This is a genomic window from Hymenobacter segetis (genome assembly GCF_054776495.1).
Window position 1 is genome coordinate 1,531,115 of record NZ_BAAHBV010000002.1, and the last position, 26,405, is coordinate 1,557,519.

General features: G+C 62.0%; 17 protein-coding genes and 1 riboswitch. Of the genes, 11 read left to right on the plus strand and 6 right to left on the minus strand.

Annotated elements, in window-relative coordinates; translation table 11 throughout:
* Nucleotides 1–71: 71 nt before the first annotated feature.
* The 3 genes from ACYU70_RS16805 (at nt 72) to ACYU70_RS16815 (ending at nt 6,747) form a co-directional block, all read left to right on the plus strand.
* Nucleotides 72–3,482: a lamin tail domain-containing protein gene (locus ACYU70_RS16805; protein WP_460616050.1), complete on the plus strand. Its 3,411-nt coding sequence runs from the start codon at nt 72–74 to the stop codon at nt 3,480–3,482.
* 265 nt (nt 3,483–3,747) lie between these two features.
* Nucleotides 3,748–5,319 (plus strand): DUF1800 domain-containing protein, encoded by a 1,572-nt coding sequence (locus ACYU70_RS16810; protein ID WP_342301300.1) that lies wholly within the window; start codon nt 3,748–3,750, stop codon nt 5,317–5,319.
* Between the two features lie 210 nt (nt 5,320–5,529).
* Nucleotides 5,530–6,747: a DUF1501 domain-containing protein gene (locus tag ACYU70_RS16815; protein ID WP_342301298.1), complete on the plus strand. Its 1,218-nt coding sequence runs from the start codon at nt 5,530–5,532 to the stop codon at nt 6,745–6,747.
* A gap of 198 nt (nt 6,748–6,945) precedes the next feature.
* Here the strand turns inward: ACYU70_RS16815 and ACYU70_RS16820 are convergent, their stop codons facing one another.
* Nucleotides 6,946–7,800, minus strand: a complete 855-nt coding sequence (locus ACYU70_RS16820; RefSeq protein WP_342301297.1) for a hypothetical protein — start codon at nt 7,798–7,800, stop codon at nt 6,946–6,948.
* A 256-nt stretch (nt 7,801–8,056) separates the two neighbouring features.
* On the opposite strand from ACYU70_RS16820, the gene ACYU70_RS16825 reads away from it, so the two are divergent.
* Nucleotides 8,057–8,848, plus strand: coding sequence for an energy transducer TonB (locus ACYU70_RS16825; RefSeq protein WP_342301296.1), 792 nt, complete (start codon nt 8,057–8,059; stop codon nt 8,846–8,848).
* A 25-nt stretch (nt 8,849–8,873) separates the two neighbouring features.
* Here the strand turns inward: ACYU70_RS16825 and ACYU70_RS16830 are convergent, their stop codons facing one another.
* Both ACYU70_RS16830 and ACYU70_RS16835 read right to left on the minus strand, forming a co-directional pair.
* The gene (locus tag ACYU70_RS16830; RefSeq protein WP_342301295.1) at nt 8,874–9,641 is read right to left on the minus strand and encodes an alpha/beta fold hydrolase; all 768 of its coding nucleotides are present in this window, start codon (nt 9,639–9,641) and stop codon (nt 8,874–8,876) included.
* A 39-nt stretch (nt 9,642–9,680) separates the two neighbouring features.
* On the minus strand, nt 9,681–10,700 hold the full coding sequence (locus tag ACYU70_RS16835) for a LacI family DNA-binding transcriptional regulator (protein WP_342301293.1): 1,020 nt from the start codon (nt 10,698–10,700) through the stop codon (nt 9,681–9,683).
* A gap of 260 nt (nt 10,701–10,960) precedes the next feature.
* Between ACYU70_RS16835 and ACYU70_RS16840 the strand changes: the two genes are divergently transcribed.
* Together ACYU70_RS16840 and ACYU70_RS16845 are read left to right on the plus strand one after the other, a co-directional pair.
* Nucleotides 10,961–13,786, plus strand: coding sequence for a bifunctional transaldolase/phosoglucose isomerase (locus tag ACYU70_RS16840; protein ID WP_342301292.1), 2,826 nt, complete (start codon nt 10,961–10,963; stop codon nt 13,784–13,786).
* Nucleotides 13,787–14,188: 402 nt separating this feature from the next.
* A complete protein-coding gene (locus ACYU70_RS16845) occupies nt 14,189–14,869 on the plus strand; it encodes a hypothetical protein (RefSeq protein WP_342301291.1) in 681 nt (226 codons plus the stop codon).
* Nucleotides 14,870–15,136: 267 nt separating this feature from the next.
* On the opposite strand, the gene ACYU70_RS16850 is transcribed toward ACYU70_RS16845, so the two are convergent.
* On the minus strand, nt 15,137–15,580 hold the full coding sequence (locus ACYU70_RS16850) for a hypothetical protein (protein ID WP_342301290.1): 444 nt from the start codon (nt 15,578–15,580) through the stop codon (nt 15,137–15,139).
* Between the two features lie 72 nt (nt 15,581–15,652).
* The gene (gene dxs, locus ACYU70_RS16855) at nt 15,653–17,596 is read right to left on the minus strand and encodes a 1-deoxy-D-xylulose-5-phosphate synthase (protein ID WP_342301288.1); all 1,944 of its coding nucleotides are present in this window, start codon (nt 17,594–17,596) and stop codon (nt 15,653–15,655) included.
* 312 nt (nt 17,597–17,908) lie between these two features.
* On the opposite strand from dxs, the gene ACYU70_RS16860 reads away from it, so the two are divergent.
* Together ACYU70_RS16860 and ACYU70_RS16865 are read left to right on the plus strand one after the other, a co-directional pair.
* Nucleotides 17,909–20,872, plus strand: coding sequence for a TonB-dependent receptor (locus ACYU70_RS16860; RefSeq protein ID WP_460616051.1), 2,964 nt, complete (start codon nt 17,909–17,911; stop codon nt 20,870–20,872).
* A 139-nt stretch (nt 20,873–21,011) separates the two neighbouring features.
* Complete coding sequence (locus ACYU70_RS16865; protein WP_342298862.1) at nt 21,012–22,109, plus strand: lysylphosphatidylglycerol synthase transmembrane domain-containing protein; 1,098 nt, start codon at nt 21,012–21,014, stop codon at nt 22,107–22,109.
* 66 nt (nt 22,110–22,175) lie between these two features.
* Here ACYU70_RS16865 and ACYU70_RS16870 read toward each other — a convergent pair whose 3' ends face one another.
* The gene (locus tag ACYU70_RS16870) at nt 22,176–22,595 is read right to left on the minus strand and encodes a hypothetical protein (RefSeq protein WP_342298861.1); all 420 of its coding nucleotides are present in this window, start codon (nt 22,593–22,595) and stop codon (nt 22,176–22,178) included.
* A gap of 188 nt (nt 22,596–22,783) precedes the next feature.
* Here ACYU70_RS16870 and ACYU70_RS16875 point away from each other — a divergent pair, with 188 nt between their 5' ends.
* The 3 genes from ACYU70_RS16875 to metX all read left to right on the plus strand — a co-directional run bounded on the left by ACYU70_RS16875 (nt 22,784) and on the right by metX (nt 26,394).
* Nucleotides 22,784–23,065 (plus strand): LysM peptidoglycan-binding domain-containing protein, encoded by a 282-nt coding sequence (locus ACYU70_RS16875; RefSeq protein ID WP_342298859.1) that lies wholly within the window; start codon nt 22,784–22,786, stop codon nt 23,063–23,065.
* Between the two features lie 225 nt (nt 23,066–23,290).
* Nucleotides 23,291–23,406, plus strand: a riboswitch (SAM riboswitch).
* Between the two features lie 390 nt (nt 23,407–23,796).
* Nucleotides 23,797–25,176, plus strand: coding sequence for an O-acetylhomoserine aminocarboxypropyltransferase/cysteine synthase family protein (locus tag ACYU70_RS16880; RefSeq protein WP_342298858.1), 1,380 nt, complete (start codon nt 23,797–23,799; stop codon nt 25,174–25,176).
* Between the two features lie 189 nt (nt 25,177–25,365).
* A complete protein-coding gene (gene metX / locus ACYU70_RS16885) occupies nt 25,366–26,394 on the plus strand; it encodes a homoserine O-acetyltransferase MetX (protein WP_342298856.1) in 1,029 nt (342 codons plus the stop codon).
* Nucleotides 26,395–26,405: the final 11 nt, after the last annotated feature.

The following is a 26,405-nucleotide window of genomic DNA, read 5'->3' on the forward strand; positions in this document are numbered from 1 at the left end:
AATGTCGCCAGAAATGGATTACTTTAGACGCCGCGTCCGCATTTTGCCGGCTTCACCTTCTTCTGCGTCCCTTGCTGAAACACCTTTACTTCCTGCTTCTGTTCCTGCCTGGCTTCGCGCACGCCCAGCTGGCCGATAATTTCACCGACGGCAACTTCACCGCCAACCCCGCCTGGACCGGCGACGCGGCCAGCTTCCAGGTGAATACCCAGGTGCTGCAAAGTAACGGCCCGGCCGTCACCACCACCCAGATTGCCCTCAGCACGCCCTGCCAGGCTAACATCGGCACGGTCTGGGAATTCTGGGCCAACCTGAAGGTGGTTACCACTTCGGGCAACTACGCCGACGTGTGGCTCATCGCCTCGCAGACCGACCTGAAGCTCACCAGCAACTCCGGCTACTTTGTGCGCCTAGGCGGCACCGGCGGCAAAGTCAGCCTTTTTCGCAAAGACTCCACCCGCACCGCCGTCCCGCTCATCGACGGCGCGACTGGTAGCCTGTCTACCACCAACAATCTGGTGCGCGTGCGCGTGACCCGCACTACGGCCAACCAATGGACCCTAGAGCGCGACCTTACCGGCGGGCGCACCTTCGTGCCTGAGGCCGCCCAGCCCTTCGATGCCACCTACCAGCGCAGCGTGGCCATGGGCGTGTTCCTGAATTATTCGTCCACCAACAACCGCAATTTCTACTTCGACGACTTTGTGGTGACCGATGCCACGGCCCCGCTCCTGACCCGCGCCGTGCCCGCCGATGCCCGGCAGGTCGACGTGGTTTTCAACGAAGCCGTGGCCGCCGCCAGCGCCGGCCTGCCCGCCAACTACCGCCTGCAAAGCGGCGCGGGGCCGGTTTCGGCACAGCCCTCGGCCACCAACCCGGCCCTGGTGCGCCTGACTTTTGCCGCCGATTTTCCGGCCCAGAGCGTGCTGGAAGTTCGCAACGTGGCCGACATTTACGGCAACGTGGCCGCCGGACCGCTCACGGCCACCTTCACGGCCCTGCCCGCTACACCGGCTTTTGGCGAGCTTATTATCAGCGAGATTTTTGCCGATGAAACCCCACAAGTGGGCCTGCCGCTCTCCGAATACGTGGAGATTTACAACCGCAGCCTCACCAAAACCCTGAGCCTCCGCGGCGTGCGCCTGGGCAAAACCGGCAGCACCACCTTCGCCGCCTTTGCCGATACAGCCAAGCTGCTGCCCGGCCAGTATGCCATCGTCTGCGGCAGCACGCGCATCAGCCAGTTTGCCACGCCCGGCGTGAAGGTGTACGGCCCAACCAACTTCCCCTCGCTCACCAATGCCGGCGACCAACTCATTCTGCGCGGGCGCGACGGCCGCACGCTGTTTGAGGTGAGCTACTCCGACACCTGGTACCGCGACCCGCTAAAAAAGGACGGCGGCTGGAGCCTGGAAATGATTGATACCAACAACTTTTGCGCCGGGGCCGGCAACTGGATTGCCAGCACCGACCCCATTGGCGGCACGCCCGGCCGCACCAACTCGGTACGCGCCACCAATGCCGACGCCCTGGCCCCCGCCCTGCTCCGCGCCGAGCTGCCCGCGACCACCACGCTGCGCCTCACCTTCTCCGAAAAGCTGGACAGCGCCTCGGTGAGCAACGTGGCCCGCTACACCCTCGCCCCGGCCAATACCATCACCCGCGTCACGCCCATCGGGCCCGATTTCCGACAGGTCGACCTCACACTGGGCACGGCGGTTTCGACCTCGGCCATCATTAATGTCACCGTGCAAACGGCTTCCGACTGCGTGGGCAACGTGAGCGGCAGCCTGCAAACGGCCACCGTGGCTCCTCCCTCCACGCCCGTGGTAGGCGACTTGATTATCAGCGAAATATTTGCCGATGAAACCCCGCAGGTGGGCCTGCCAATGTTTGAGTATCTGGAGATTTACAATCGCAACGCTACCAAAACCATCAGTTTGCGCGGCGTGCGTTTGGGCAAGGGCGGTACTGCCACGGTAGCCGTTTTTGCTGATACTGCCCGCCTGGCCCCCGGCCAGTACGCCATTGTGTGCGGCAGCACCCACACCACCGATTTTGCAACCTACGGCAAGGTGTACGGCCCCACCAATTTCCCCTCTCTCAGCAACGGCGGCGACCAGCTCATTTTGCGCGGCGCGGACGGCCGCACGCTGTTTGAAGTGACGTATTCCGATGCCTGGTACCGCGATGCCACGAAGAAGGACGGCGGCTGGAGCCTGGAAATGATTGACGCGAATAACTACTGCGGCGGGGCCGGAAACTGGACCGCCAGCACCAACCCCAGCGGCGGCACGCCCGGCCGCGCCAACTCGGTGCGCGCCAATAATGCCGATGCCTTGGCCCCCGCCCTGCTCCGCGCCATAGCCCTGAACGCCACCACCGTCCGCGCCTATTTCTCCGAAAAGCTGGACAGCACCACGGCCGCCACCGTGGGCCGCTACGCGCTGGCCGCGCCTGGCCCGGCCATCACGCGGGCCGCGCCCGTGGGGCCCGATTTCCGGCAGGTCGACCTCACATTGGCCGCCGCCTTGAGCCCCAGCCGCCCCACCACCCTCACCGTGCAAACGGCCACCGATTGCGCCGGCAACGCCAGCGGCGTGCTGCAGCCAGCCACCTTCGCCCTGCCCGAAACGGCCGCGAGCGGCGACGTGGTGATAAACGAGTTGCTGTTTAATCCCCGCGTGAGCGCCGTGCGGTTCGTGGAAATCATCAACCGCAGCAACAAATTCATCGATTTGCAGGGCTGGCAATTTTCGCGCGGCCGCATAAATGGCCGCGCCACGCCTACCCAGATAACATCTTCGCCGTTGGTAATTGCGCCGGGGCAGCTGTTGGCTTTCACCACGGATGTGGCCAACATTCAGACCCAATACCCCACCAGCAGCGACCCCGCCAACCTGATTCAGGTAGCCAGCCTGCCTTCGTTTACCGACGTGGATACGGTGGTGCTGCTCAATGCCGGCAATGTGACGCTGGACCGGCTGGCGTACTCCAAAGCCCTGCACTTGAGCCTACTAGCCACCCAGGAAGGCGTGTCACTGGAGCGCATTCGGACCAACGGACCTACGCTGGGCAGCAACTTCCACTCGGCGGCCAGCGCCGTGGGCTACGCCACCCCCGGCCGGCCCAACTCGCAGGCCCAGGACGAAGCCGGCGGCGACCAGGAGTTGACCGTGACGCCCGAAGTCTTCACCCCCGACGACGACGGCCAGCAGGATTTCGCCACCCTCAACTACCACCTCGACGCGCCCGGCTACGCCGCCAGCGTGACGGTGTACGACGCCCTGGGCCGCCTTACCCGCCGCCTCACCCGCAACGAAACCCTGCCCACCAACGGCTTCATCCAGTGGGACGGCATCGATGATAAAGGCCACAAGGCGGCCGTGGGCTACTACATTTTGCTAGTTGAGTTATTCCGCCCCAGCAGCGGTGAGAAGCGCGAATTCAAGAAGACAGTGGTGCTGGGGGCGCGGTTTTAACTGACCGAAGCCATCTGTCATTGCGAGCGCAGCGCGGCAACCGAAGGTCAGCGTAGCTAATCCTTCCTCCCAACGCGACCAACCTTGAGATGTGATAAATGCCCTTGCTACCAATGGGAAGCCCCGATTCTGCACAGAGTCGGGGCTTTTCACATCTCAGGGTTTCTGGAAAGGAAAGGATGGATTAGCTACGCAGACCTTCGGTTGCCACGCTGCGCTCGCAATGACAGATTAAACCCCTTCCCCTTAACCACGTCTTAAAGGCATGAACAGCACCCAGCAACTGCAGCATCTCTACTGGCGTGCCGGCTTTGGGCCACGCCCGCAGGACGTGGCCGCCGGCCTCAGCCCCCGCAAAGCCCTGCGCCAGCTGCTACACGATTCGGCGCAATACGTGCCCCTGGCCGGCTCCAGCCTCAACTACGCCGACCCGCAGGGCATGGTGATGACCGACCCGGCCTCGACCAAAAACAACCCCGTGCCCAACGGCATGGTGACTACGCCCGACCAGCCTGCGCCGCCCGGCACACCAGTAGCGCCCGTGGCCGCGATGCGGCCGCGCGCCGCGTTCAAAGGCGGCACCATTGCGGCCGGCGTGCCCCGCCTGCGCCGCGCCGACCTCACGCCCGCCCAGCGCAAGATGCAGAACGAGGGCATCCGCGATGCCTTCAACAACATGAGCACGGCCTGGATGGAGCGCATGGCTACCTCGCCGGCGCAGCTGCGCGAGAAGATGACGCTGTTCTGGCACGGGCACTTTGCCTGCCGCGTGCGCCAGCCCGATGCCGCCCTTAGCCTGCACAACACCACCCGGCAGTACGCCCTGGGCAAATTCCCGGACTTGCTCCTGGCCGTAAGCAAGGAGCCAGCCATGCTCCAGTTCCTCAACAACCAGCAGAACCGCAAGGAGCACCCCAACGAAAACTTCGCCCGCGAGGTGATGGAGCTGTTCACGCTGGGCCGGGGCAACTACACCGAAACCGACGTAAAAGAAGCCGCCCGCGCCTTCACCGGCTGGGGCTACGACTACCAGAGCAACTTCAAGTTCCGGGAGCGCGAGCACGACGCGGGCACTAAAACCTTCCTGGGCAAAACCGGCAACCTGACCGGCGAGGACGTGCTGATGCACATTCTGGCCCAGCCCGCCGCCGCCACGTTCCTGACCACCAAAATCTACCGCTTCTTCGTGAACGATGTGCCCAACCCGGTACACATCGAGCCGCTGGCGGTGGCCTTCCGCAAAAGCGGCTACGACATTGCCGACCTGATGGAGCGCCTCTTTTCGGCCGATTGGTTCTACGAGCCCGCTAACATGGGCACCCACATCAAGAGCCCCGTGGAGCTGCTGGCCGGCATCCGACGCACGCTCAATGTGAAGGTCGACAACGCGCAGCCGCTGCTGGGCTACCAGCGCGCCTTGGGTCAGAACCTGTTCCAGCCGCCCAACGTGGCCGGCTGGCCCGGTGGCCGCAACTGGATTGATTCGTCGTCGCTGCTACTGCGCTTGCAGCTCCCTGCCATCCTGTTCAAAAACGCCGAATTTGCCGTGGCCCTGAAGCAGGACGAAAACGACATTGCTCCCAACCAGACCAAGGCCGAGCGCACCGTGCGGCCCGGCGCGGGCGCCCACCTGCCGCTGGCCCCGCTCCAACAGCTGCTTGGGGCCACACCCGCCGCCCAGCAGCCTGAGAAGCTCAGCGGCTTCCTGCTTCAGGCCAACATTCGGCCCGAAAACCTGCAGCTGGTGCAACAGGCCGCCCAGCAAAAAGAGCCGGCGGAGGCACTGCGGGCCACGTTAGTAAGCCTGTTGAGTTTGCCGGAATACCAACTGGCGTAACACCAACTCCCCTCCTTACCAAGGAGGGGATGTTCGAGCCAAAGGCTCTGACGGGGGTGGTTGTGGCATTGAAGAATGGCTGAACAACTCATTGATAATTGCTCAAGCAGCTTTCAACGCCACAACCACCCCAGCTGACGCTTCGCGTCAGCGTCCCCTCCTTGGTAAGGAGGGGAGTTTGATGTTCTCTCAACCCTTCCCAATAGAGCTATGGCTTCCACCCGCCGCGAATTCCTTCGCACCTCCGCTTTGGCCAGCACTTTGCTGCTGGTGCCCAAGTTTCTGCACGCCCTGGACCGGGGACCGGGCCTCGCCGGCCTGCGCGATGCCACCGGGGCACGCCGCCTCATTGTGGTGCAGCTGGGCGGGGGAAATGATGGCCTGAACACAGTCATCCCCTACCGCAACGACTTGTATTACAAGGCCCGGCCCACGCTCGGCATCAAGGAAAGCGAGGGAATTCTGGCGCTGGATAAGGATTTGGGCCTGCATCCGGCTTTAAAAGGCCTAAAAGGGTTGTACGACCAGGGCCAGCTGGCCGTGCTGAACTCGGTGGGCTACCCCAACCCCGACCGCTCGCACTTCCGCTCGATGGACATCTGGCAGTCCGGCTCGGGCTCCGACCAGGTGGTGAGCACCGGCTGGCTGGGCCGCTACCTCGATTCGAGTTGCGCCGACTGTCAGCGGCCCTACAATGCCCTCGAAATCGACGACACGCTGAGCCTGGCCCTGAAAGGCCGCCAGCGCAAAGGCCTGGCCCTAAAAAACCCGGATAAATTCCACCAAATCAACCAGAACCGTTTGCTGGCCAAGGTGAGCAAGGAAACCGCGCCCGCCCATCAGGAACAGGTCGATTACCTCTACAAGACACTGGCTGAAACCGCGTCTTCGGCCGATTACCTGTACGACAAATCGAAAATCTACAAGTCGGCCGTGACGTATCCGAACTCCGATTTCGGCAAAAACCTGAAAACCACCGCCGAACTGATTAATTCCGGCGTGGAATCCCGCGTGTACTACCTGGCCCTGAGCGGTTTCGACACCCACGTACGCCAGCACGAGCAGCAGCAGCGCCTCTTCACCGACCTGGGCGACGGCCTGGCCGCCCTGGCCGACGACCTGCGCCAGCACGACCAGTGGAACAACACGCTGGTGCTGGTATTCAGCGAGTTTGGCCGGCGCGTGGGCCAGAACGCCAGCAACGGCACCGACCACGGCACGGCCAACAACGTGTTTCTGGCCGGCGGCGCGCTTCAGAAGAAAGGTGTAATCAACGACGCCCCCGACCTCGTGAACCTCGACCAGGGCGACCTGCGCCACCAGGTCGATTTCCGCAGCATCTACGCCAACATCCTCAAAGACTGGCTCGGAGCCAATGACACCGCCATTCTGGGAACGGGCTTTGAACGGATGAGCGGCCTGGTGTAATCGCCTGTCATTGCGAGGAGGCACGACGAAGCAATCCGTCCTGTCAAACCCAGACGCTCTCTTTTACCAGAAAGCCCCGATACTGCACAGTATCGGGGCTTTCTATTGTTGAAAAAGGCTTCATCACATCTCAAAGCTAGTCGCACCGAGAGTACGGATTGCCGCGTTGCGCTCCGCTCCACTCGCAATGACAAACGATTAGAGCGGCACGTTGAACCCAAACGCCCAAATAGCTTGCAACGACCCGAAAACGTGGGTGGCACGGCCCTGCCGGTCATCGCCGAGGTAGGTATTGGTATAGTCGGCGAAGGCACCCTGAATATCGGTTTGCAGGAAGAAATAGCGGAAAATATCCGCTTTCAGGCCCAGGCTGCTGCCCACCACCAGCCCGTGGTAGTGGAACGGCCCCTCCTGATGGTTGCCCAGCACGGTGGAGATGGTGTAGGAAATCATGGGGCCGGCCCCCACCTTGCCCACGGCGCTCACCTTGAAGTGGCGGCGGTCCCAGAGCGTCTTGTGTTTCACCAGGTTCACCATGAGGTAGTTGTTGCCATTGGTGTGCTGGAGGTGCACAAAATCGGGCGTTACCAGCGTGTCCTTGTCGATGTAGTGGCCCCGGATGTTGCCGCGCACGTGAATTACCTGGTTGTCGTCGACCACGTATTTGAGATGGTTCCAGCTTACTTCGATGCCCAGGTCGTGCTTGTCGTGAAACAGGTAGCCCAGCGTCATGTCATACTGCGGGATGGTCCAGGAATTGAACCGCCAGAAGTCCTTGAAATCGGGCTTGTCGCTGGCGTGCGCGTTCAAAAACGTGAAATCGTAGTTGTCCGTTTTGGTGTTTTTGAAGCGGATATCGCTGCGCGTGTACCAGTCGCGGTTGTATCCCCAGCTGAAATACACGCTGCCATGAGGCTTGAGTTCGGGCGGAATGGGCGCGGCCGTGGGCGTTGAGGACGCAGTAATGGGGTCAGTAGCCGGAGCCAGGGGTTGGGCAATAAGTGGCCCGGCCAGGCCCATCAATAGGCCCGACAATAAGAAGAAGAATCTCATTGAAAATGAATAAATAAATTCCGCAATAAAGCTCAACAGTAAAAGCGCGCGAAGGTAAGCAGCAAGGCCGCCAATTGTTTAGCTTAATCGACCAATTTGGTGTGGCAACCCAGGCAAGGCACAGAAAAGCAGAAATTAATATTGGGCCGTGCGGCAGCTCAGCAGCAAATTTTACACCCCGCTATAGAGCCAAAGTGTAGCGATGCTTGCCGGAAGCCATGTAGCTTGCGCACCGATTTCCTTTCCATTTCTCCAAATGCACCAATCACTTTTCGGCGGCGCAATGGCGCTGCTATTGGCAATTGCGCCAGCGGCCCACGCTCAAACTCTGGCACCAACCCTGTATGATGGCCCGCGCTACCCCGGCGGCCCCGATTCGTTGCGCGCCCTCGTGCACCGCAGCACCCGGCTGCTGGCGCCCAACCAAGCCGGGCGGGTGGTGTTGCAGTTTGAGCTCAAGGATGGGCAACAGCCTGGCAATTTCAAACTTGTTGGCCCGGATAGGCGGGCAAAGTCGGACCTCGGCAAAGCGGCTCAGGCAGCTCAGCAATACCTTCAGGCCCAGATGCCGGCCTGGCAGCCCGGGCCTCCCAAGGCTACTGACAAGCCCGGTCGCAACCCGCGCATCATGCTGGCCCTCAATTTTGCTGCAGATGCCAGCGCCCAGCCCTATCCTTACGCCGACCAGGAACCCACCTTTGCCTACTTGCCAAGCGGCGCGCGCAACTCGAACGGCCCCGAAGCCGCCGCGATTCCGGCTCAAATGGCCGCCTCCTACAGCGGCTTAGCCGAATATGTGCAACGCCAGGTCAGGTACCCGGCCGATGCGCTCCGCAACCGCGAACAGGGTCGGGTAAACGTTTATTTTGAAATAGCTGAAAACGGCACGGTGGAGAATCCGGAGATAATTGGTTCGGCGGGCAGCAACCTCGATGATGAGGTGCTGCGCACCGTGCGCGGCCTACGGCCCGCTGCTACTCCGGGCCTGCTCAATGGCCGGCCCGTACGCGTGTTTTACGTGCTGCCCATCACGTTCAAAATGATTTAACGGCTCAACAACTGGCCGGGGTTACCTACCGCCCAAACACCGCCGCCGCCAGCGCCAGCACGGCCCGGCGGGTGGCCTCGGGCTGCTCCAGGTACGAGAGGTGCCCGCTGCCCTCCAGAAACAGCGCCGCGCCCACCGGCGGCAGGGCCGCCTGTCGCACGGCATCGTCGAAATGCACGGCCACGTCGTGCTTGCCGGCCACCATCAGCACCGGGAAGGGGGCTTTGGCCAGCACCTGAGTGCGCTCGGGGCGGGCGGCCATGCCGCGCAGCGCCCCGGTAATGGTAGTGGCCGGCGTGGCCTTGCCGATTTCCTCCAGCAGGCCGCGGGCGTCGGTCAGCTTGTCGCGGTTGGTGGGCGCGAAAAGCGGGCGCACGAATGATTCCATGAACTTGCCCACCCCGTGGCGCTCCACGAAGCTGATATTTTTCTCGCGGTTCTGGCGCTTCTCATCGGTATCGGGCAGGGCCGTGGAGTTGATGAGCGCCAGGCCGGCTACGCGCTGGGGCCAGCGCTCAGCCAGGGCCAGGGCCACGTAGCCGCCCATGCTGTGGCACACCAGCAGCACCGGGTCGGGGCAGCCTTTCTGGTTGAGGTAGTCGATGATGTGACGCGCCTGGGCCTCCATCGAGAAGTCGGGCACGGGGGCCAGGTTGGTGCCGTGGCCGGGCAGGTTGGGGGCCAGCAGCCGGTAGCCGTCCGGAAAGGCGCGGGTGAAATCGGTCCACACCTCGCGGCTTTCGGCAAATCCGTGGAGAAAAACGATGGTGGGCGGGTTGGAGGCGGGCGTCATATGGGCAAAAGTAACGTTCCCTGCTTTCCGCCTCCTTATTTATTTCACCGCTTCCTCCACCCGCCGCAGCGACGACTCCCGCACAAACAGCTGCGGCTGCAACACCACCTGCCGCTGCGAAAACGCCGTGCCATCGGCGGCCGCCAAATCGGTGAAGAGGCGGAAGGCGGCCTGGCCCATTTCCTCGCAGCGCTGGTCCACCGAGGTGAGGTGAGGCTCGGCCACCATCGTCAGGGCCTCGTTGCTGAAGCCGGCCAGGGCCACGTCCTGCGGCACGCGCAGGCCCCGGCTTTTCAGCACTTGTAATGCGCCGAGGATGGCGGAGTCGCCGGCCGCGAACACGGCATCGGGCGGGTTGGGCAGGGTCAATAGCTGCTTCATGCACTCCTGGCCGCCCTCTAGGGTCATGTCGCAGTCGATAATCAGGCTTTCGTCCGGGGCGATGCCGTGGCTTTGCAGGGCATCGAGGTAGCCTTGGCGGCGGTTGCGGTAGATGTTGAGGTGCTGCGGGCCGGCCAGGTGGGCCACGCGGCGGCAGCCCTGCTCCAGCAGGTGGCTAGTGGCCTGGAAAGCTCCGCCTTGGTCGTTCAGCACCACGGCATTCACGCTGTCGCCTTCCAGAATGCGGTCGAAAAACACCAGCGGTACCCCGCGCTTGCGTACTTTATCAAAGTGCTTAAAATCGAGTGTGGTGCGCGAAACCGACACCAGAATGCCCGCCACCTGCGCGCTGAGCAGGGTTTCGAGGTTCTTGCGCTCCTGCGCCACATCCTCATTCGACTGGCAGATGATGACGCTGTAGCCGGCCTTGCTGGCCGCCGTTTCGATGCCGTGCACCACCGAGGCAAAAAAGCGGCCTTCGATGTAGGGCACAATTACGCCCAGCAGCGTGCTGGTGCCCTTTCGCAAGGACGAGGCCATGCGGTTGGGCTGGTAGTTCAGCTTTTTGGCCAGCTTGAGCACCGCCTGCTTGGTGGCCGGCCCGATGCTGTGGTGGTCGCTCAGGGCCCGCGAAATCGTGGTCATCGACACGCCCAGCTCCCGGGCCAAATCGGCCATGGAAACGGGGCTGTGGGCCGAGTCGGAGGGTTTTGCAGAAGGGCGGCGTCCGGCCATTTTAATAATGCGATAGATAGAACTACAATGCGTAAAGCTAGTAGAAGTGCCGCAACGATTACCCGGCGGCGCTGTTCTAACCCGGCAGTTCGCCGTAGAAGAGCATAATTTTTTACGCTGAACCGCACAATTCCCCTGTCTGGAACGCCGCAACAACGGCCATCATTCCTGACCTTTGAACCCTCTGAACTAATTGCACATTCATGAACCCTCTCGTTGACATCCGCCAGTTCGACCAAAGCCTGTGGCTGGACTTTATCAGCCGCCCCATCATCATCGACGGCAAGCTCCAGCGCCGCATTCAGGACGAAGCCCTGCGCGGCGTAACCTCGAACCCGGCCATCTTCGCCAAGTCCATCGGCGACACGGCCGACTATGATTCGGCCATCAAAGCCCTGGCCCTGCAAGGCAAAACCACTGACGAAATCTACACCAATCTGGCCGTGTCCGACGTGCAGGCCGCGACCGACCTTTTCCGGCCCCTCTACGACGGCCCCGACCACGGCTCCGACGGCTACGTGAGCCTCGAAGTATCGCCCGAGCTGGTGAACGACACCGAAGGCACCATCGCCGAGGCCTTGGCCCTCTGGAAAGCCGTGGACCGCCCCAACGTGATGATTAAAGTGCCGGCCACCCTCGAAGGCCTGCCCGCCATTCGCCGTCTCATCTCGGAGGGCGTGAACGTAAACGTGACCCTGATTTTCGGTCTGGAGCGCTACCGCCTGGTGGCCGAAGCCTTCATCGCTGGTCTCGAAGACCGCGCCGCCAAGGGCGAGCCGCTGGCCCGCATCGACTCGGTGGCCAGCTTCTTCCTCAGCCGCATCGACGTGCTGATTGACCCCATGCTGGAGAAAATCGCGGCCGAAGGCGGCGAAAAAGGCAAGCTGGCCGAAAGCCTCGTGGGCGAAGTGGCCATTGCCAGCGCCAAGCAGGCCTACCAGATGTACAAGGAGATTTTCTCGGGTCCGCGCTGGGAAGCTCTCGCTGCCAAAGGGGCCGAAACCCAGCGCCTGCTGTGGGCCAGCACCGGCAACAAAAACCCCAAATACGACAACCTGCGTTACGTCGACGGCCTCATCGGCCCGCACACGGTGAACACCGTGCCGGTGGAAACGCTGGACCTGTTCGGCAAAAGCGGCAAGGTGGCCGCCACCATTGAAACCAACCTGGAGCACTCGAAAGAGGTACTGGCTCGCCTGCCCGAGCTCGGCATCAACCTCGATGAGCTGACCCAGCACCTCGAAGAAGACGGCGCGACCAAGTTCAAGGAGCCCTTCGCCAAGCTGATGCAGTCCATCGAAAAGAAGCGCGCCCTGGCCGTGGAAGCCCAGGTAGACGACTCCAAAATGGAGCTGGGCCAGTACCAGGCCGCCGTGGATGCGCAAATTGCCAAGTTCAAAGCCGATAATTTCGTGCACGGCTTCTGGGATAAGAAGGCGGATTTGTGGACCAGCGACGAGGCCGGGCAGCACAGCATCCGCAGCTACATGGGCTGGCTGCGCGTGGCGGAGACGATGGTATCTGCGGTGCCCGAAATCGAGCAGTTCGTGCACGAGGTGCAGGCCGCTGGCTTCAAGCACGTGGTGGTGATGGGCATGGGCGGCAGCACGATGGCCCCCATCGTGTTCAAATCCTCCTTCCCGAAAGGCGAAAACGGCCTGCCGATGTCGGTGCTCGACACCACCGACCCCGGTGCGGTGCGGGCCATTGAGGCCGAGTTGCCGCTGGCTGAGACGCTGTTTATCGTGGCCAGCAAATCCGGCACCACGGCCGAGCCGCTGGCGTTCGGCGATTATTTCTACGCCAAAGTCAAAGAAATCAAGGGCGACAAGGCCGGCGAAAACTTCGTGGCCATCACCGACCCGGGCTCCAAGTTCGTGACCGATGCCACGGCCGCCAAGTACCGCCGCATCTTCCTCAACTTCCCCGAGGTGGGCGGCCGGTTCTCGGCCCTCACCTACTTCGGCTTGGTGCCGGCGGCTCTCTACGGCCTGCCCATCGGCGAGATTCTGGAGCGCGCCATCCTGATGATGCGCGCCTGCGGTGCCTACGGCCCGACCGATAAAAACCCCGGCCTCGAATTCGGCACCGCCCTGGGCGTGCTGGCCGAGCAGGGCCGCGACAAGCTCACCATCGTGGTGCCCGATGCCCTGCACGACCTCGGCCTGTGGCTGGAGCAGCTCATCGCCGAAAGCACCGGCAAGGAAGGCAAGGGCATTCTGCCCGTGGCCGGCGAGCCGCTGGGCGACCCCGGCATCTACGGCACCGACCGCGTGTTTGTGTACGTGGGCTACAAGGACCAGGCCGACGAGGCCAACGCCAGCAAGCTCGAAGCCCTCAAGCAGGCCGGCCACCCCGTCATCACCCTGTTGATGAAGGACGCCTTCGACCTCGGCCAGGAGTTCTACCGCTGGGAAGTGGCCACGGCCGTGGCCAGCGCCGTGTTCCGCATCAACCCCTTCGACCAGCCCAACGTGCAGGCCGCCAAAACGGCCACCGACAAGCTGATGAAGGCCGTGGAAACCGAAGGCAAGCTGCCCGAGACCGAAGCCCCCGCCGCCAGCGAAAACGGCGTGGACTACTACACCACCGCCCACGGCGAGGGCGCGGCCGGCGTGCTCAAAGCCTTCTTCGCGCAAGCGAAGCCCGGTGATTTCGTGTGCCTGCAAGCCTACCTCACCGAAACGCCTGCCGTGAGCGCCAGCCTGCTGGCCCTGCGCCAGCGCGTGCAGCAGGAGCTGCACCTGGCCACCACCTCGGGCTATGGCCCGCGCTTCCTGCACAGCACCGGCCAGTACCACAAGGGCGGCCCCAACACGGGCCTGTTCATCCAGTTCACCGACGACAACCCGCAGGACCTGGCCCTGCCCGGCCGCTCCTACACCTTCGGCACTTTCAAGAATGCCCAGGCCCTCGGTGACCTGCAAGCCCTGCTCGACAACGGCCGCCGCACCCTGCGCGTGAACCTCGGCAACAACGCCGAGGCCGGCCTGAAAACGATGCTCGCCGCCCTGCCGCCGCTGAAGTAGCGGTTAGAAGCTTCAGTTGCGACGCAACGGCCCCGGCTCTGTGAAGAGCCGGGGCCGTTTGCGTAGGGTGCGGGGCTTGCCCCCGCCCGTCGTTGAACGAAATCTTTGCAACGACGGGCGGGGGCAAGCCCCGCACCCTACTTGTACTTCGCAAATGCCTTTTGTACACGCAAAACTGCCTTGCGAAGCTTCGCAAACCTGTTTTGCAGCCTCGGAATGCCTTGCGAAGCTTCGCAAGCCTGTTTTGTGCGCGCAAAAGGCATTTGCGAAGCTTTGCAAACCTGTTTTTGCAGCGCAAAAGGCATTTGCGAAGTGCTACGGGCCGGCTGGACCATGCCGGTTTGGATTTGCGCGGGCTTTCAGTACTTTAGCCGCTCAACCATTCCCATCCCCAACCACATTATGGAACCCAAAGCTACCCCCAAACCCCGCAAAGCCCCTTTACTAGCCGCCAACGACCTGCTGCTGGCCGACCAGGCCACCTCCGCCGTCAAGTACTGGGACGGTCAGCCTTGGCTCACGCTGCGCTATACCAACGCCGCCGCGTTCAAAAAAATGACCGGCGACTACGTGGCCGCCGTCGATTCGCGCCAGCAGGCCGGCACAGCACGGCCCATCGATGCCGACGAACTGCTCGAGCTCGACGCTAAAATTGAGGCCAACCTTTACCGCGTGAAAGCCCGCCTGGTGGACAAGTACGACAAGAAAAAAGCCCTCGCCTACTACCCCACGCTGGGCATCATCAAAGACGGCGCGGCCTACCTCATCGACCGCGACCGCACCCGCCGGGCAGCAGCCCTCAACACCCTGCTGGCCGGCCTCACGTCGGAGAAAATCGACGACGGCGACCACGGCACCGCCTTCTGGAAGCCCATTGCCAAGCGCTACAACGAGCTGGTGGGCCACCTCACCGACACCAACGGCGAAATCTCCAAAGCCGTGGCCACCAAGGACACCCTACGCGCCCAAATCGAGCAGGTGCTCTCCTCCCTGGCCAAAGTCCTCGACGCCAACTATCCCGACGACAAGGAGTACAAGGCCGAGCTGCGCGCCGCCGGCTTCCAGCGCGAGAAGTACCGCTAGGCGCTGGCCGTAGCCCATGCCCACGCGGCGGTTCCCGGCAACGGGGGCCGCCGCATGTTACTTTTGGGCCAGTCCCTTTGTTGAGATTGCGACATTCGTTTCGCAACATTCATTTATCGGTTCCTAAATAACTGCGGAGGCCAAAAGAGCAGTTGATTTCCAGCTCTCCAAAAATTCATGTTTAAGGCAAAAAAGCCCCCGCAGCAACTGCTACGGGGGCTTTTATTTGCGAATCAATTCAGTACCAACAGCGTCAGAAAGGGGGCGCTACTGCACTGCAATACCGGAGAAAGAGCCCGATACCTCCCCCGGACCCACGAAGGTGGCTTTGAAGCTACCGCTGACGGTGCGCGTCTGCGCGTTGTAGGTGGTGGTGCCGCTGGAGGCAGTGCCCGTCGTACCGTCCAACGAAGCGGTGAGTACGTTGGTGGTGTTGGCGGGTGGGCTGCCAGCTCCGCGCGAAAACTCCAGGTTCAATACTTTGCCGCTACTGAGCTTGCCCGTGATAGTGAGGCTGGAGGCGGCAGTTTGGTAGTTGGAGTTTACGACACGCGCCTCGGCAAGGTCGTAGGGAGGGGCACCGGCTTCGGCAACCGCCACCTTGATGGTAGAAGCGGTGGAGGCTGTAACTGGCGTCGGCTCGTCTTTCGAACAACCTGCCAGCATCGTGGCAGCCAACAATGCCGGGGCCAGAAAAACAGTGACTTTCATAAGCAAATTGGTTTGGTAGAAACATTGCTGCGCACTCCGCGCAACCCGGCAAATGTACCGGCGTAGCAATTGTTAAACCAACGACTGGAGCACTTGATTCCCGACCTTGGTGCCCAGCTCGCGCACGGCCTGGGCAATGCCGGCCGCATCAAAGCCGCACTCTTTGTAGAGCTCATCCTGGGTGCCGTGCTCCACCACGCGGTCGGGGATGCCGAGGCGCACGACGGGCATATGGAAACCGTGGTCAGTGAGGAATTCGAGCACGGCCGAGCCGAAGCCGCCGGGCAGGCAGCCATCTTCCACCGTCACGATGGCGCGGTAGCGGCGGGCCACGTCGCGCAGCATCTCCTCATCCAGCGGCTTGCAGAAGCGCATGTCGTAGTGGCCGGCATCAATGCCTTCGGCGGCCAGGGTTTCGGTGGCTTTCACGGCGTAGTTACCGATGTGACCGATGCTGAGGATGGCCACGCCGCCCTCTTCGCCCTCACGCACTACGCGGCCCGTGCCAATGGCCACGCGCTGCAGCGGCGTGCGCCACTCGGGCATCACGCCCTCGCCGCGCGGGTAGCGGATGCTGAACGGGCCGGCGTTTTCGGGCAGGGTGGCGGTGTACATCAGGTTGCGCAGTTCCTGCTCGTTCATCGGGGCCGATACCACGATGTTGGGGATGCAGCGCATGAAAGCCAGGTCGTAGCAGCCGTGGTGGGTAGGGCCGTCGGCCCCGGCAAAGCCGGCGCGGTCGAGGCAGAACACCACGTGCAGGTTTTGCAGGGCCACGTCGTGCACCACCTGGTCGTAGCCCCGCTGCATGAACGAGGAGTAGATGTTGCAGAACGGAATCAGCCCCTGCGTGGCCAGGCCCGCCGAGAACGTGACGGCGTGCTGCTCGGCAATGCCCACGTCGAAGGCGCGGGTAGGCATGGCGGCCATCATAATGTTCAGCGACGAGCCCGAGGGCATGGCCGGCGTCACGCCCATGATTTTGTCGTTGGCCTCGGCCAACTCCACCAGCGTGTGGCCGAACACGTCCTGGTACTTGGGCGGCTGGGGCTTGTCGGGCGTCTTCTTGTAAATCTCGCCCGTGATTTTGTCGAACAAACCCGGCGCGTGCCACAGCGTTTGGTCTTTCTCGGCCAGCGCGTAGCCCTTGCCCTTCACCGTCACGCAATGCAGCAGCTTGGGGCCGGGAATGGATTTCAGGTCGTTGAGGATGGTGACGAGGTGCTGCACGTCGTGGCCATCCACGGGGCCGAAATAGCGGAATTTCAGGGCCTCGAACAGGTTGCTCTGCTTCATGAGAGTCGCCTTCATGGCGGCCTCTACTTTGCGGGCAATCTGCTGGGGGTTAGGGCCGAACTTGCTCAGCTTGCCGAGCACGTTCCAGAGCTCGTCGCGCACCTTGTTGTAGGTGCGCGAGGTGGTGATGTCGGTGAGGTATTCTTTGAGCGCGCCCACGTTGGGGTCGATGCTCATGCAGTTGTCGTTCAGCACGACAATCATGTTGTTATTGAGCACGCCGGCCTGGTTCATGGCCTCGAAGCTCATGCCGGCCGTCATAGCGCCATCACCAATCACGGCAATGTGCTGGCGGTCGAATTCACCCTTGTAATCCGAAGCCACCGCCATGCCCAGCGCCGCCCCGATGCTGGTGCTGCTGTGACCCACGCCGAAAGCATCATATTCACTCTCGCTGCGCTTCGGAAAGCCCGACATGCCTTTATAGCGGCGGTTGGTCGGGAATTTTTCGCGGCGGCCGGTGAGAATTTTGTGGCCGTAGGCCTGGTGGCCCACGTCCCAGATAAGCTGGTCGTGGGGCGTGTTGAAGACGTAGTGCAGCGCCACCGTCAGCTCGACCACGCCCAGCGAGGCACCGAAGTGCCCGCCGTAGATGCTCACGGAGTCGATGATAAAGTCGCGCAGCTCGGTGCTGAGCTGGACTAACTGCTCGGGGGCGAGCTTTTTGAGGTCGTCGGGCGAGTCAATTGCCGCGAGCAGCGGGCCGGGTTCAACTATCATCAGGGCAGGCGTGGTGGGATGGGTGACGGGGAGTTAACCGCCTGACCCGCTAAAAGATTATCGGGCTGGCACAAAGGTACGACGGCGGGCGAAGTGCGGTTGTACGCCCGAAGGAATTCGGGGCTTGGTCGGGGTTCGGCGTTGGATAATCTAGTTTTCCGCCGGAAAGGTGTTTGTAACGAGGACCTTTGCGTAATGCGCAGGCGCCAGATAGCGATATAGCCCGCAACCGGCTTGCCCCACAAACAACAAAAGTACCGGGAGGATGCAACCCTCGGCCCCGATTACGGCACTTTGGCCGTTATGAATTGTATGAAACGAACCTTACCGGCTTCGGCCGTAGTGATTACCGCCCTTCTGGGCATCAACCATTTAGCCGTTGCGCAGCAGGGCCCGCCCACGGGTGCCCGCCCGGCCACGGCAACTCCGGCCACGCCCCGCGCGGCAGCCGGCCGCGTGAGCGGCACCGTAACCGATGCCACGACCGGCAAGCCGGTATCCTACGCCACGGTGGCCGTGCTGGATGCGGCGGGCTCGCCCGTGAACGGCGGCGTGGCCGGCGACGATGGCAAATTCGTGCTGGCCGGCATTCCGGCCGGGACTTACACCGTCCAAATCAGCTTCCTGGGCTATAAAAACGAGGACCGTCCCGGCGTGGTAGTGCCCGCCGGCGGCGTCGTGAACCTGGGCGCGGTGGCGCTGACGGCCACGGCCCAGAAGCTGGGCGAAGTGGTAGTAGTGGCCCAAAAGCCGCTGATTGAGGAGCGGGTGGACCGCACCATATACAACGCCGAAAACGACCAGACGGCGCGCGGCGGCGATGCCACCGACGTGCTCAAGCGCGTGCCGCTGCTGAGCGTGGACCTCGATGGCAACGTGAGCCTGCGCGGCAGCTCTAACATTCGGGTTCTTATCAATAACAAACCCTCGGCCATTGCGGCCAACAGCATTGCGGATGCCCTGCGCCAGATTCCGGCCGAGCAGATTAAGTCGGTGGAAGTCATCACGTCGCCCTCGGCCAAGTACGATGCCGAAGGGTCGGGTGGCATCATCAACATCATCACCAAAACCAACAACCTGAGCGGCGGCACCCTGGGCATCGATGCCAGCGTGGGCACGCGCAGCAGCAACCTCAACCTGAACGGCAGCTACCGCACCGGCAAGATGGGCTTCTCGCTGAACGCCGGCGGCCGGGCGGGGTACAACATTCCGGGCAGCTTCAGCAACCAGCAGACGCTGAAGGACGGGCTGGGCAACGTGCTCTCGACCACCTCGCAGTCGGCTGATACCAAGCAGAACCAGGGCTTCGGGCGCTCGGTGCTGGGCTGGGACTACGACATCAACGAGCACAACTCGCTGCAGGCCTCGCTCTCGTACGGCGCGCGGCGCTCCAACAGCGACCAGAGCCGCCTGACGACGCTGTCGACGTCGCCGCAAGGGAATTCGGTGCGCGACGTGAGCGTGGTGGACAACTCGGGCACCGTGGATGCCAGCCTCAACTACACCCACACCTTCGCAAAGCCACAGCAGGAATTCAGCATTCTGACCCTGTACAGCCGCAACGACCGCACGAACGATTTCACGAACACCATCCTGAATTCGGACTTCAGCACGGCCAGCCGCCTGCGCAACGACAACCCCAGCGCCAACGAGGAATTTACGGTGCAGGCGGACTATCAGTCACCCATCGGCAAAACCCAGGTACTGGAATTTGGGGCAAAGGACATTTTGCGGCGCGTGAGCAGCGACTACTCCTACCTCACCGCGCAGGGCGAGAACGGAGATTTCGTGCCCCGGGGCGGGGTGGGCCTGAATAACGGCTTCAACTACCGCCAGAACGTGGCCGCCGGCTACGTGGCGTACACCGTGAGCCTGCCCAAAGGCTTTACCCTGAAGCCGGGTGTACGCTACGAATACACTACTATCAACGCCGATTTCAAGAGCAGCACCACGCCCGTTGACGTCCCCGACTACGGAGTGCTGGTGCCCAGCGTGAACTTCTCGCGCAAGCTCGCCAACGGCAACGTGGTGAAGCTGGCTTATAACCGCCGCATCCAACGCCCGTCGCTGCAGTTCCTGAATCCCAACCCGCAGCAGTCCAACCTGCTCATCAAGACGGAAGGCAACCCCAAGCTCGACCCCGAATACACGAACAACTACGAGCTGGGCTACAGCACGCTGGTGAAGAAGGTAAACCTGAACTTTTCGGTATTCGCCCGCAACACCACGGGCTCGATTCAGACGGTGCGCCAGCCAGAGCTTGACATCAACAATGTTCCTACTGGGGTACAGCTGGTTACGTATAAAAATATTGGGCAGGAAGATGCCTATGGTGGCAGCGTGTTTGCCAGCTTCAACAGCGGCAAGTTCAACCTGAACACCGGCGTCGATACATACTACGCGGTGCTGAATAATAACGTGTCCGACCCGCTCTATAACGCCAGCAACAAAGGCCTGGTGGCCAGCGGCCGGTTGTTCGGCAGCTACAAGTTCACCGATGTGTGGGCCTTGCAAGGCTTCGGGTTCTACCGCGGGCGGCAGGTGCAGCTGCAAGGGGAGCAAAGCGGCTTCGGCTTCTACGGTATGAGCGTGCGGCGCGACTTCGCCGATAAAAAGGGCAGCTTTGGCCTCGGCGCGCAAAACTTCTTCACCAACTCCATCAACATCCGCAACACGGTAAGCAGCCCGCTGCTGGACCAAACCAGCACCAACGTGCTGCACAACCTGAGCTTCCAGGTGAACTTCAGCTACCGCATCGGCAAGCTCACGGCCGGCCCCACGCGCCGCGGCAAAAGCATCAATAACGATGACCTGAAAGGCGATGGCGGTGGCGGTGGTGGCGGTGCCGACCTGAGCGGTGGCCAGGGAGGTGGTGGAGGCGGTGCGCCTGCTGGCGGCGGCGGCGCCCCGGCGGGTGGGGCCCGCCCCGGCGGCTATCCGGCCGGCAGCCGGCCAGCCGGTGCCCCCGGTGCCCCAGGTGCACCAGCCAATGGCCAACGCCCCGCTGGCTACCCCGGCGGCCAGCAACGCGGCACGGCTCCCGACAGTACCTCAGGCAAAACGCCAGCCGACAGCACCGGCCGGCCCGCCAACGGCCAACGTCCCGGCGGATACCCCGGCCTGCGCCCCGCCACGGCCCAGCCCGCCGACACCACCCGCCGCCAGCCGGTAGCGCCGGCCGGCAACCCCATCAATACGCCGGCCAACGCGCCTTCGCCCGGCACCAGCACGCCCAACGGCACCGTGCCGGCCGGCAGCCCCGGCGGCCGGCCCTAGCCTAACGGTTCGGATTATCACTGAAAAACGTCATGCTGAGCTTGTCCCGGCATGACGTTTTTCATATCACCTTAATCCATTTTTAATCAGTCGCCGGCCCGCTACCGCCTACTTTTGCCGGGCTGCTTTATTTTCTTCGATGACCGACAAAACCCTCGCTCCCCTGCCCGAAGACGACGCGCATTTTTTGCAGCGCTTGCAGCCCTCGCGGCTCATTCTGCCCGTCGTGATTGGCCTGAGCGTGGTGGGGTTTATGTTCTGGCGCAGCTACAAGCCCGGCGATTTGGCCCCCCTAGCCCATGCCCGCTGGGAGTGGCTGCTGATAACATTGCTGGTGCTGCTGGCCCGCGATTTGGGCTATATCTACCGCATCCGGCACATTGCCGAGCGCGAGTTGAGCTACCGTCAGAGCCTCGACGTGATTATGATTTGGGAGTTTGCGTCGTGCGTGCTGCCCTCGGCGGTGGGCGGCACGGCAGTGGCTTCGTTTATTCTGAATAAGGAAGGCATTCCACTAGGCAAGTCCCTGGCATACATCATGGTTACGGCCCTGATGGACAACCTGTATTACGTCATCATGGTGCCGCTGGTCGTCCTCATCGCCGGGGCCGGGCTCTACCCGCACGAGGCCATGCAGGGCGCTTTCATCGCCACGCTGCGGGTGGCGTTTGTGGTCAGCTACGTGGCCGTTACGGCCTACGCGGGGCTGATGCTCTACGCCATTTTCATCAACCCGAAATCGGTGCGGCGGCTGCTGGTGCGGCTGTTCTCGTTTCGGCTGCTGCGGCGCTGGCAGCGCTCTGCCTACAAGCACGGCCAGGGCATGATGGATGCCTCCATTCAGCTGCGCGGCAATCCGGCTATCTACTGGGTACGGGCGGCGGCCAGCACGTTCTTCGTCTGGACGGCCCGTTACCTGGTTATCGGCTGCCTCATCGCCGCCTTCGTGCCGATGGATGCCGACACCTTCCTCTTCATTTTTGCCCGCAACCTCACCTACAAAGTGCTGCTGCTGCTGGCCATCACGCCCGGCGGCGCGGGCATTGTGGAGGGCGCGTTTCCCACGTTTTTCGGCAAGTTTATTGGCACGGCCACGCTCACCAGCTTCATGGTTTTGCTGTATCGAGTGGTCACGTATTACCTGTATCTGGTGCTGGGCACCATCTTTCTGCCACGCTGGGTAGCGCGGGTGTTTGCGAAGCGGCCAACCACCACAGCCCATCCTATCACAAAATAATCAGCACAAAAAAAGCCCCGAACCAGACTGGTTCGGGGCTTTTCGATTACTTGAATCCGGAGTGATTTACTCGGCTTCGAGCATCAGTGCGGCGCCGTCGGCCGACTTCAGTGTGAGCTTCTTGTCGGTGAGGGTTTCCACGGCGAAGGTGTTGCTGGTGGTGGCACCGTCGGGGGTCATGGTGATGGTTTTGCCGGCTTGGTCAAACGTGTATTTGCCCGAAACTGCGCCGCTCGCGCCGGTCATGTTGTATGTGCCGTTGGCAAAAATGCGCAGCTCCTCTTGCTTCTGAGCGTCGGTTTGCTTCACTTTGTCGCCGGCGGTGTCGGTTTCCTTGGCGGTTTTCCACACCTTGCTATCGGTGCCGTACAGCATGTTCACGCCTTCTACTTTGCCTTTATCGTTGCTGCACGAAGCGGCAAACAGCGACACAAGCAGCAGCAGGCTGGCGAAGTAACGGAGCGAAAAAAGGGACTGGAGTTTCATGTGCACTAAGGGTAATGGTGAAAGAATGAAAACATGACGCACGGGGTGCGGCCTCGTCGGCTTACGATGCAGACGCAAAAGAGTTTAGAACGAAACCCCGCCTACACTTGTCCGTATAGCAACCCGGTCGGCCCGCCCGCAAGGGTTTCCGGCAGAATTTATCTCTTCATTTAACTTCACCGAAAACCATGGGACTCTTCGATTTCATCAGCGACAAAGGCGAACAAAAGCCCGTAGAGCCCGCGGCTAAGCCAGCGGCTGGCGGCACCGATTTTTTTGGCAACGCCAAACCAGAAGCTGCCGGCAACACGTATACCGTTGTCAGCGGCGATTCCCTCTCCAAAATAGCCAAGCACCACTACGGCGACGCCGCCAAGTGGCACCAGATATACGACGCCAACAAGGCGCTCATCGGCGACAACCCTGACCACATCGAAGTGGGGCAGGTGTTGACCATACCTAGTCTCTAGGTACTTTTTTGCAGAAAAAAGGTGAGAAAAGCCACTCTGTTTCAGGGTGGCTTTTTTGCGTTTTATGGGGTCAAAAGAACAACTAAAAAGCACGTCATGCTGGAAGGGGCCACGCCAGACCGTCGAAAAAATATTTTCGCCCATCCGCTTGCCCATCCCAAAAATTCTCCCGTACATTTGCCGATACCAAACAGGTACTCCCCGCTAACGGTGGGCAGTTTTCAAGTTTTATACAGAAGTGGCGAGAGACTAGGCTCCGTGACCCACTGGCAACCTTCGCAAAACGAAAGGTGCCAATTCCTACCCACCCGCAGCTCCGGCCGCGCTGGGACAGATGATTCGAGTGCCATGGAAAATTCTTCATACCCCAGTTTTTTGCCCCCGAATGCTTCGGCTGCTTTGTGCGCCGCAGGTTCGGGTTTCTTCGTTTCGGCCGCTGACGGCCGTAATGTGGCATCGCCTTCGTTGCAGCGAATGCGAATGTGCTGTTGCCGCCCGTGTTGTTGCTAAGCTAATTCCGGCTTAGAACCCCTCCCCCCCTCTTCTGGATTTTTTTGGTGGCCCCGTGGGTCCGCCGCGTGCGCTTTCGGGCCTTCGCGGTGGGTTTGGGCCACGCCGGCAGCACGGGCTATTTCGGGGAGTTTCGGCGCTAAAAAAGGCTTTTTCAGAGCCGCATCGCACTTTTTCCAATTGTCATTTCGGTTTTTCAAAACTTCAAAACCTCCCCCATCATGTCTGTTCAGCCCCAACACTTCGAAACCCTCCAACTCCACGCCGGCCAGCAGCCCGACCCCACCACCGGGGCCCGCGCCGTGCCGTTGTTCCAGACCACCAGCTACGTGTTCAAGAGCGCCGAGCACGGTGCCAACCTGTTTGCCCTGAAGGAGTTTGGCAACATTTACACCCGCCTGATGAACCCCACCACCGACGTGTTCGAGCAGCGCGTGGCGGCGCTGGAAGGCGGCGTGGCCGCCTTGGCCACTGGCTCGGGCCAGGCGGCCCAGTTCATTGCCCTTAACAACATCCTGCAGGCCGGCGACAACTTCGTGAGCACGGCCTACCTGTATGGCGGCACTTACAACCAGTTCAAGGTGGCGTTCAAGCGTTTGGGCATTGAGGCGCGCTTTGCGGATGGCGACAATCCGGCTTCGTTCGAGGAGCACATTGACGAGAAGACCAAGGCCATTTACCTGGAAACGATTGGCAATCCCAGCTTCAGCATTCCGGATTTTGAGGCCATTGCGGCCATTGCGAAGAAGCACGACTTACCGCTGATTGTGGACAACACGTTTGGCGCGGGCGGCTACCTGTTTCGGCCTTTGGAGCACGGCGCACACATTGTGGTGGAGTCGGCTACGAAGTGGATTGGCGGGCACGGCACCAGCGTGGGCGGCGTGATTGTCGACGGCGGCACCTACGACTTCGGCAATGGCAAATTCCCGCAGTTTACCGAGCCGAGCGAGGGCTACCACGGCTTGATTTTCAACGACGTGTTTGGCAAGGGCGGGCCGTTTGGCAACATTGCCTTCATCATCCGGGCGCGGGTGGAAGGGCTGCGCGACTTCGGGCCGGCCATCAGCCCGTTCAACTCCTGGCAGTTGCTTATCGGCCTTGAAACCCTGAGCCTGCGCGTGGACCGCACCGTGGAAAACGCCCTTAAAGTGGCCACCTGGCTGGAGCAGCATCCGCAGGTGGAAAGCGTGAACTACCCCGGCCTGCCCAGCAGCCCCTATCACGCCATTGCCAACAAATACCTGAAGCGCGGCTTCGGCGGCGTACTCTCGTTCCGCGTGAAGGGCACGAAGGAGACGGCTACACAATTCATTGATAACCTGAAGCTCATCAGCCACTTGGCCAACGTGGGCGATGCCAAGACGCTCATCATCCAGCCCTCGGCTACCACGCACCAGCAGCTGAGCGAAGAGGAGCAACTGGCCTCGGGCGTGACGCCGACTTCGCTGCGTCTGTCGGTGGGGATTGAGCATTTCGACGACATCAAGGCGGATTTGCAGGCGGCGTTTGATGCCATCGGCAACACGGCCAGCCTGCCGACTGAGGGCGACGAAGTGGGCGAGCCCGAGCTGGAGCACGCCCAGCCGCTGGAAGTTTAAACCAGAATTGCCGCCAGCGGGCCACCCCTGGCGGGTCGGTGCCAGTCTCGCTGGCGGCCGAGTTTTATCGCAGCTTTAGAATCAGTGCATCGGCCCGGGCCTCTTCCGTGATGGGAGGAGATATGGGAGTGAGAAACTATTGCGCCGGGCCGGTTCGCTGGTTCTGAAGCTGTGCTATTTAATTGAATTATGCCAACCCTAGTATTTGACCTGCCTGACCTTACCCTGGAAAGCGGCGAAACCCTGACCGGGGCGCACGTGGCCTACCAAACCTGGGGCCAGCTCAACGAAGACCGCGACAACGTGGTCTGGGTGTGCCATGCCCTCACGGCCAACGCCGACGTGCTGGCCTGGTGGCCGGGCCTGGTAGGCCCAGGCTGCTACTACGACCCGTCGGAATGGTTTATCGTGTGTGCCAACGTGCTGGGCTCGTGCTACGGTACTACCGGCCCGCTGGATGCCGACCCGGCTACCGGGGAGGCCCGCTTCCAGCACTTCCCGCTGCTGACCATTCGGGATTTGGTGAAGGCGCACGAGGCCCTGCGCGAGGAATTGGAACTGACGGATATCAATACGCTGATTGGCGGCTCTTTGGGCGGGCAGCAGGCGCTGGAGTGGGCCGTGCAGCGGCCTGATTTGTTCGACCATCTGGTGGTCATTGCCACCAATGCGCGGCATTCGGCCTGGGGCATTGCCTTTAATGAGGCGCAGCGGCTGGCCATTGAGGCCGACCCGACTTATGCCGCCGGCCAGCCCGGCGGGGGCGATGAGGGCCTGCGCGCCGCCCGCGCCATTGCGCTGCTCAGCTACCGCAGCTACTCGGCCTACGCCGAAACCCAGACCGACCCGAGCGACGACGAACTGCTGCGCGAGCACCGCGCCAGCACCTACCAGCGCTACCAGGGCGACAAGCTGGTGTCGCGCTTCGATGCCTACAGCTACGTTTCTTTGAGCCGGAGCATGGATACGCACCACCTGGGCCGCAACCGGGGCGGGGTGCCGGCGGCGCTGGCCCGCATCGGGGCGCGCACGCTGGTGCTGGGCATTACCTCCGACGTGCTGTTTCCGCTGACGGAGCAGCGGGAGCTGGCGGCGCATATTCCGGGGGCCATGTATGGCGAGCTGGACTCGCGCTACGGGCACGATGGGTTCCTGCTGGAAACGGCGGCCATCACGCACTTTCTGGAGCTATTCTACGCGCCCACATTCGTGCATTAGGCCGGCGGGCC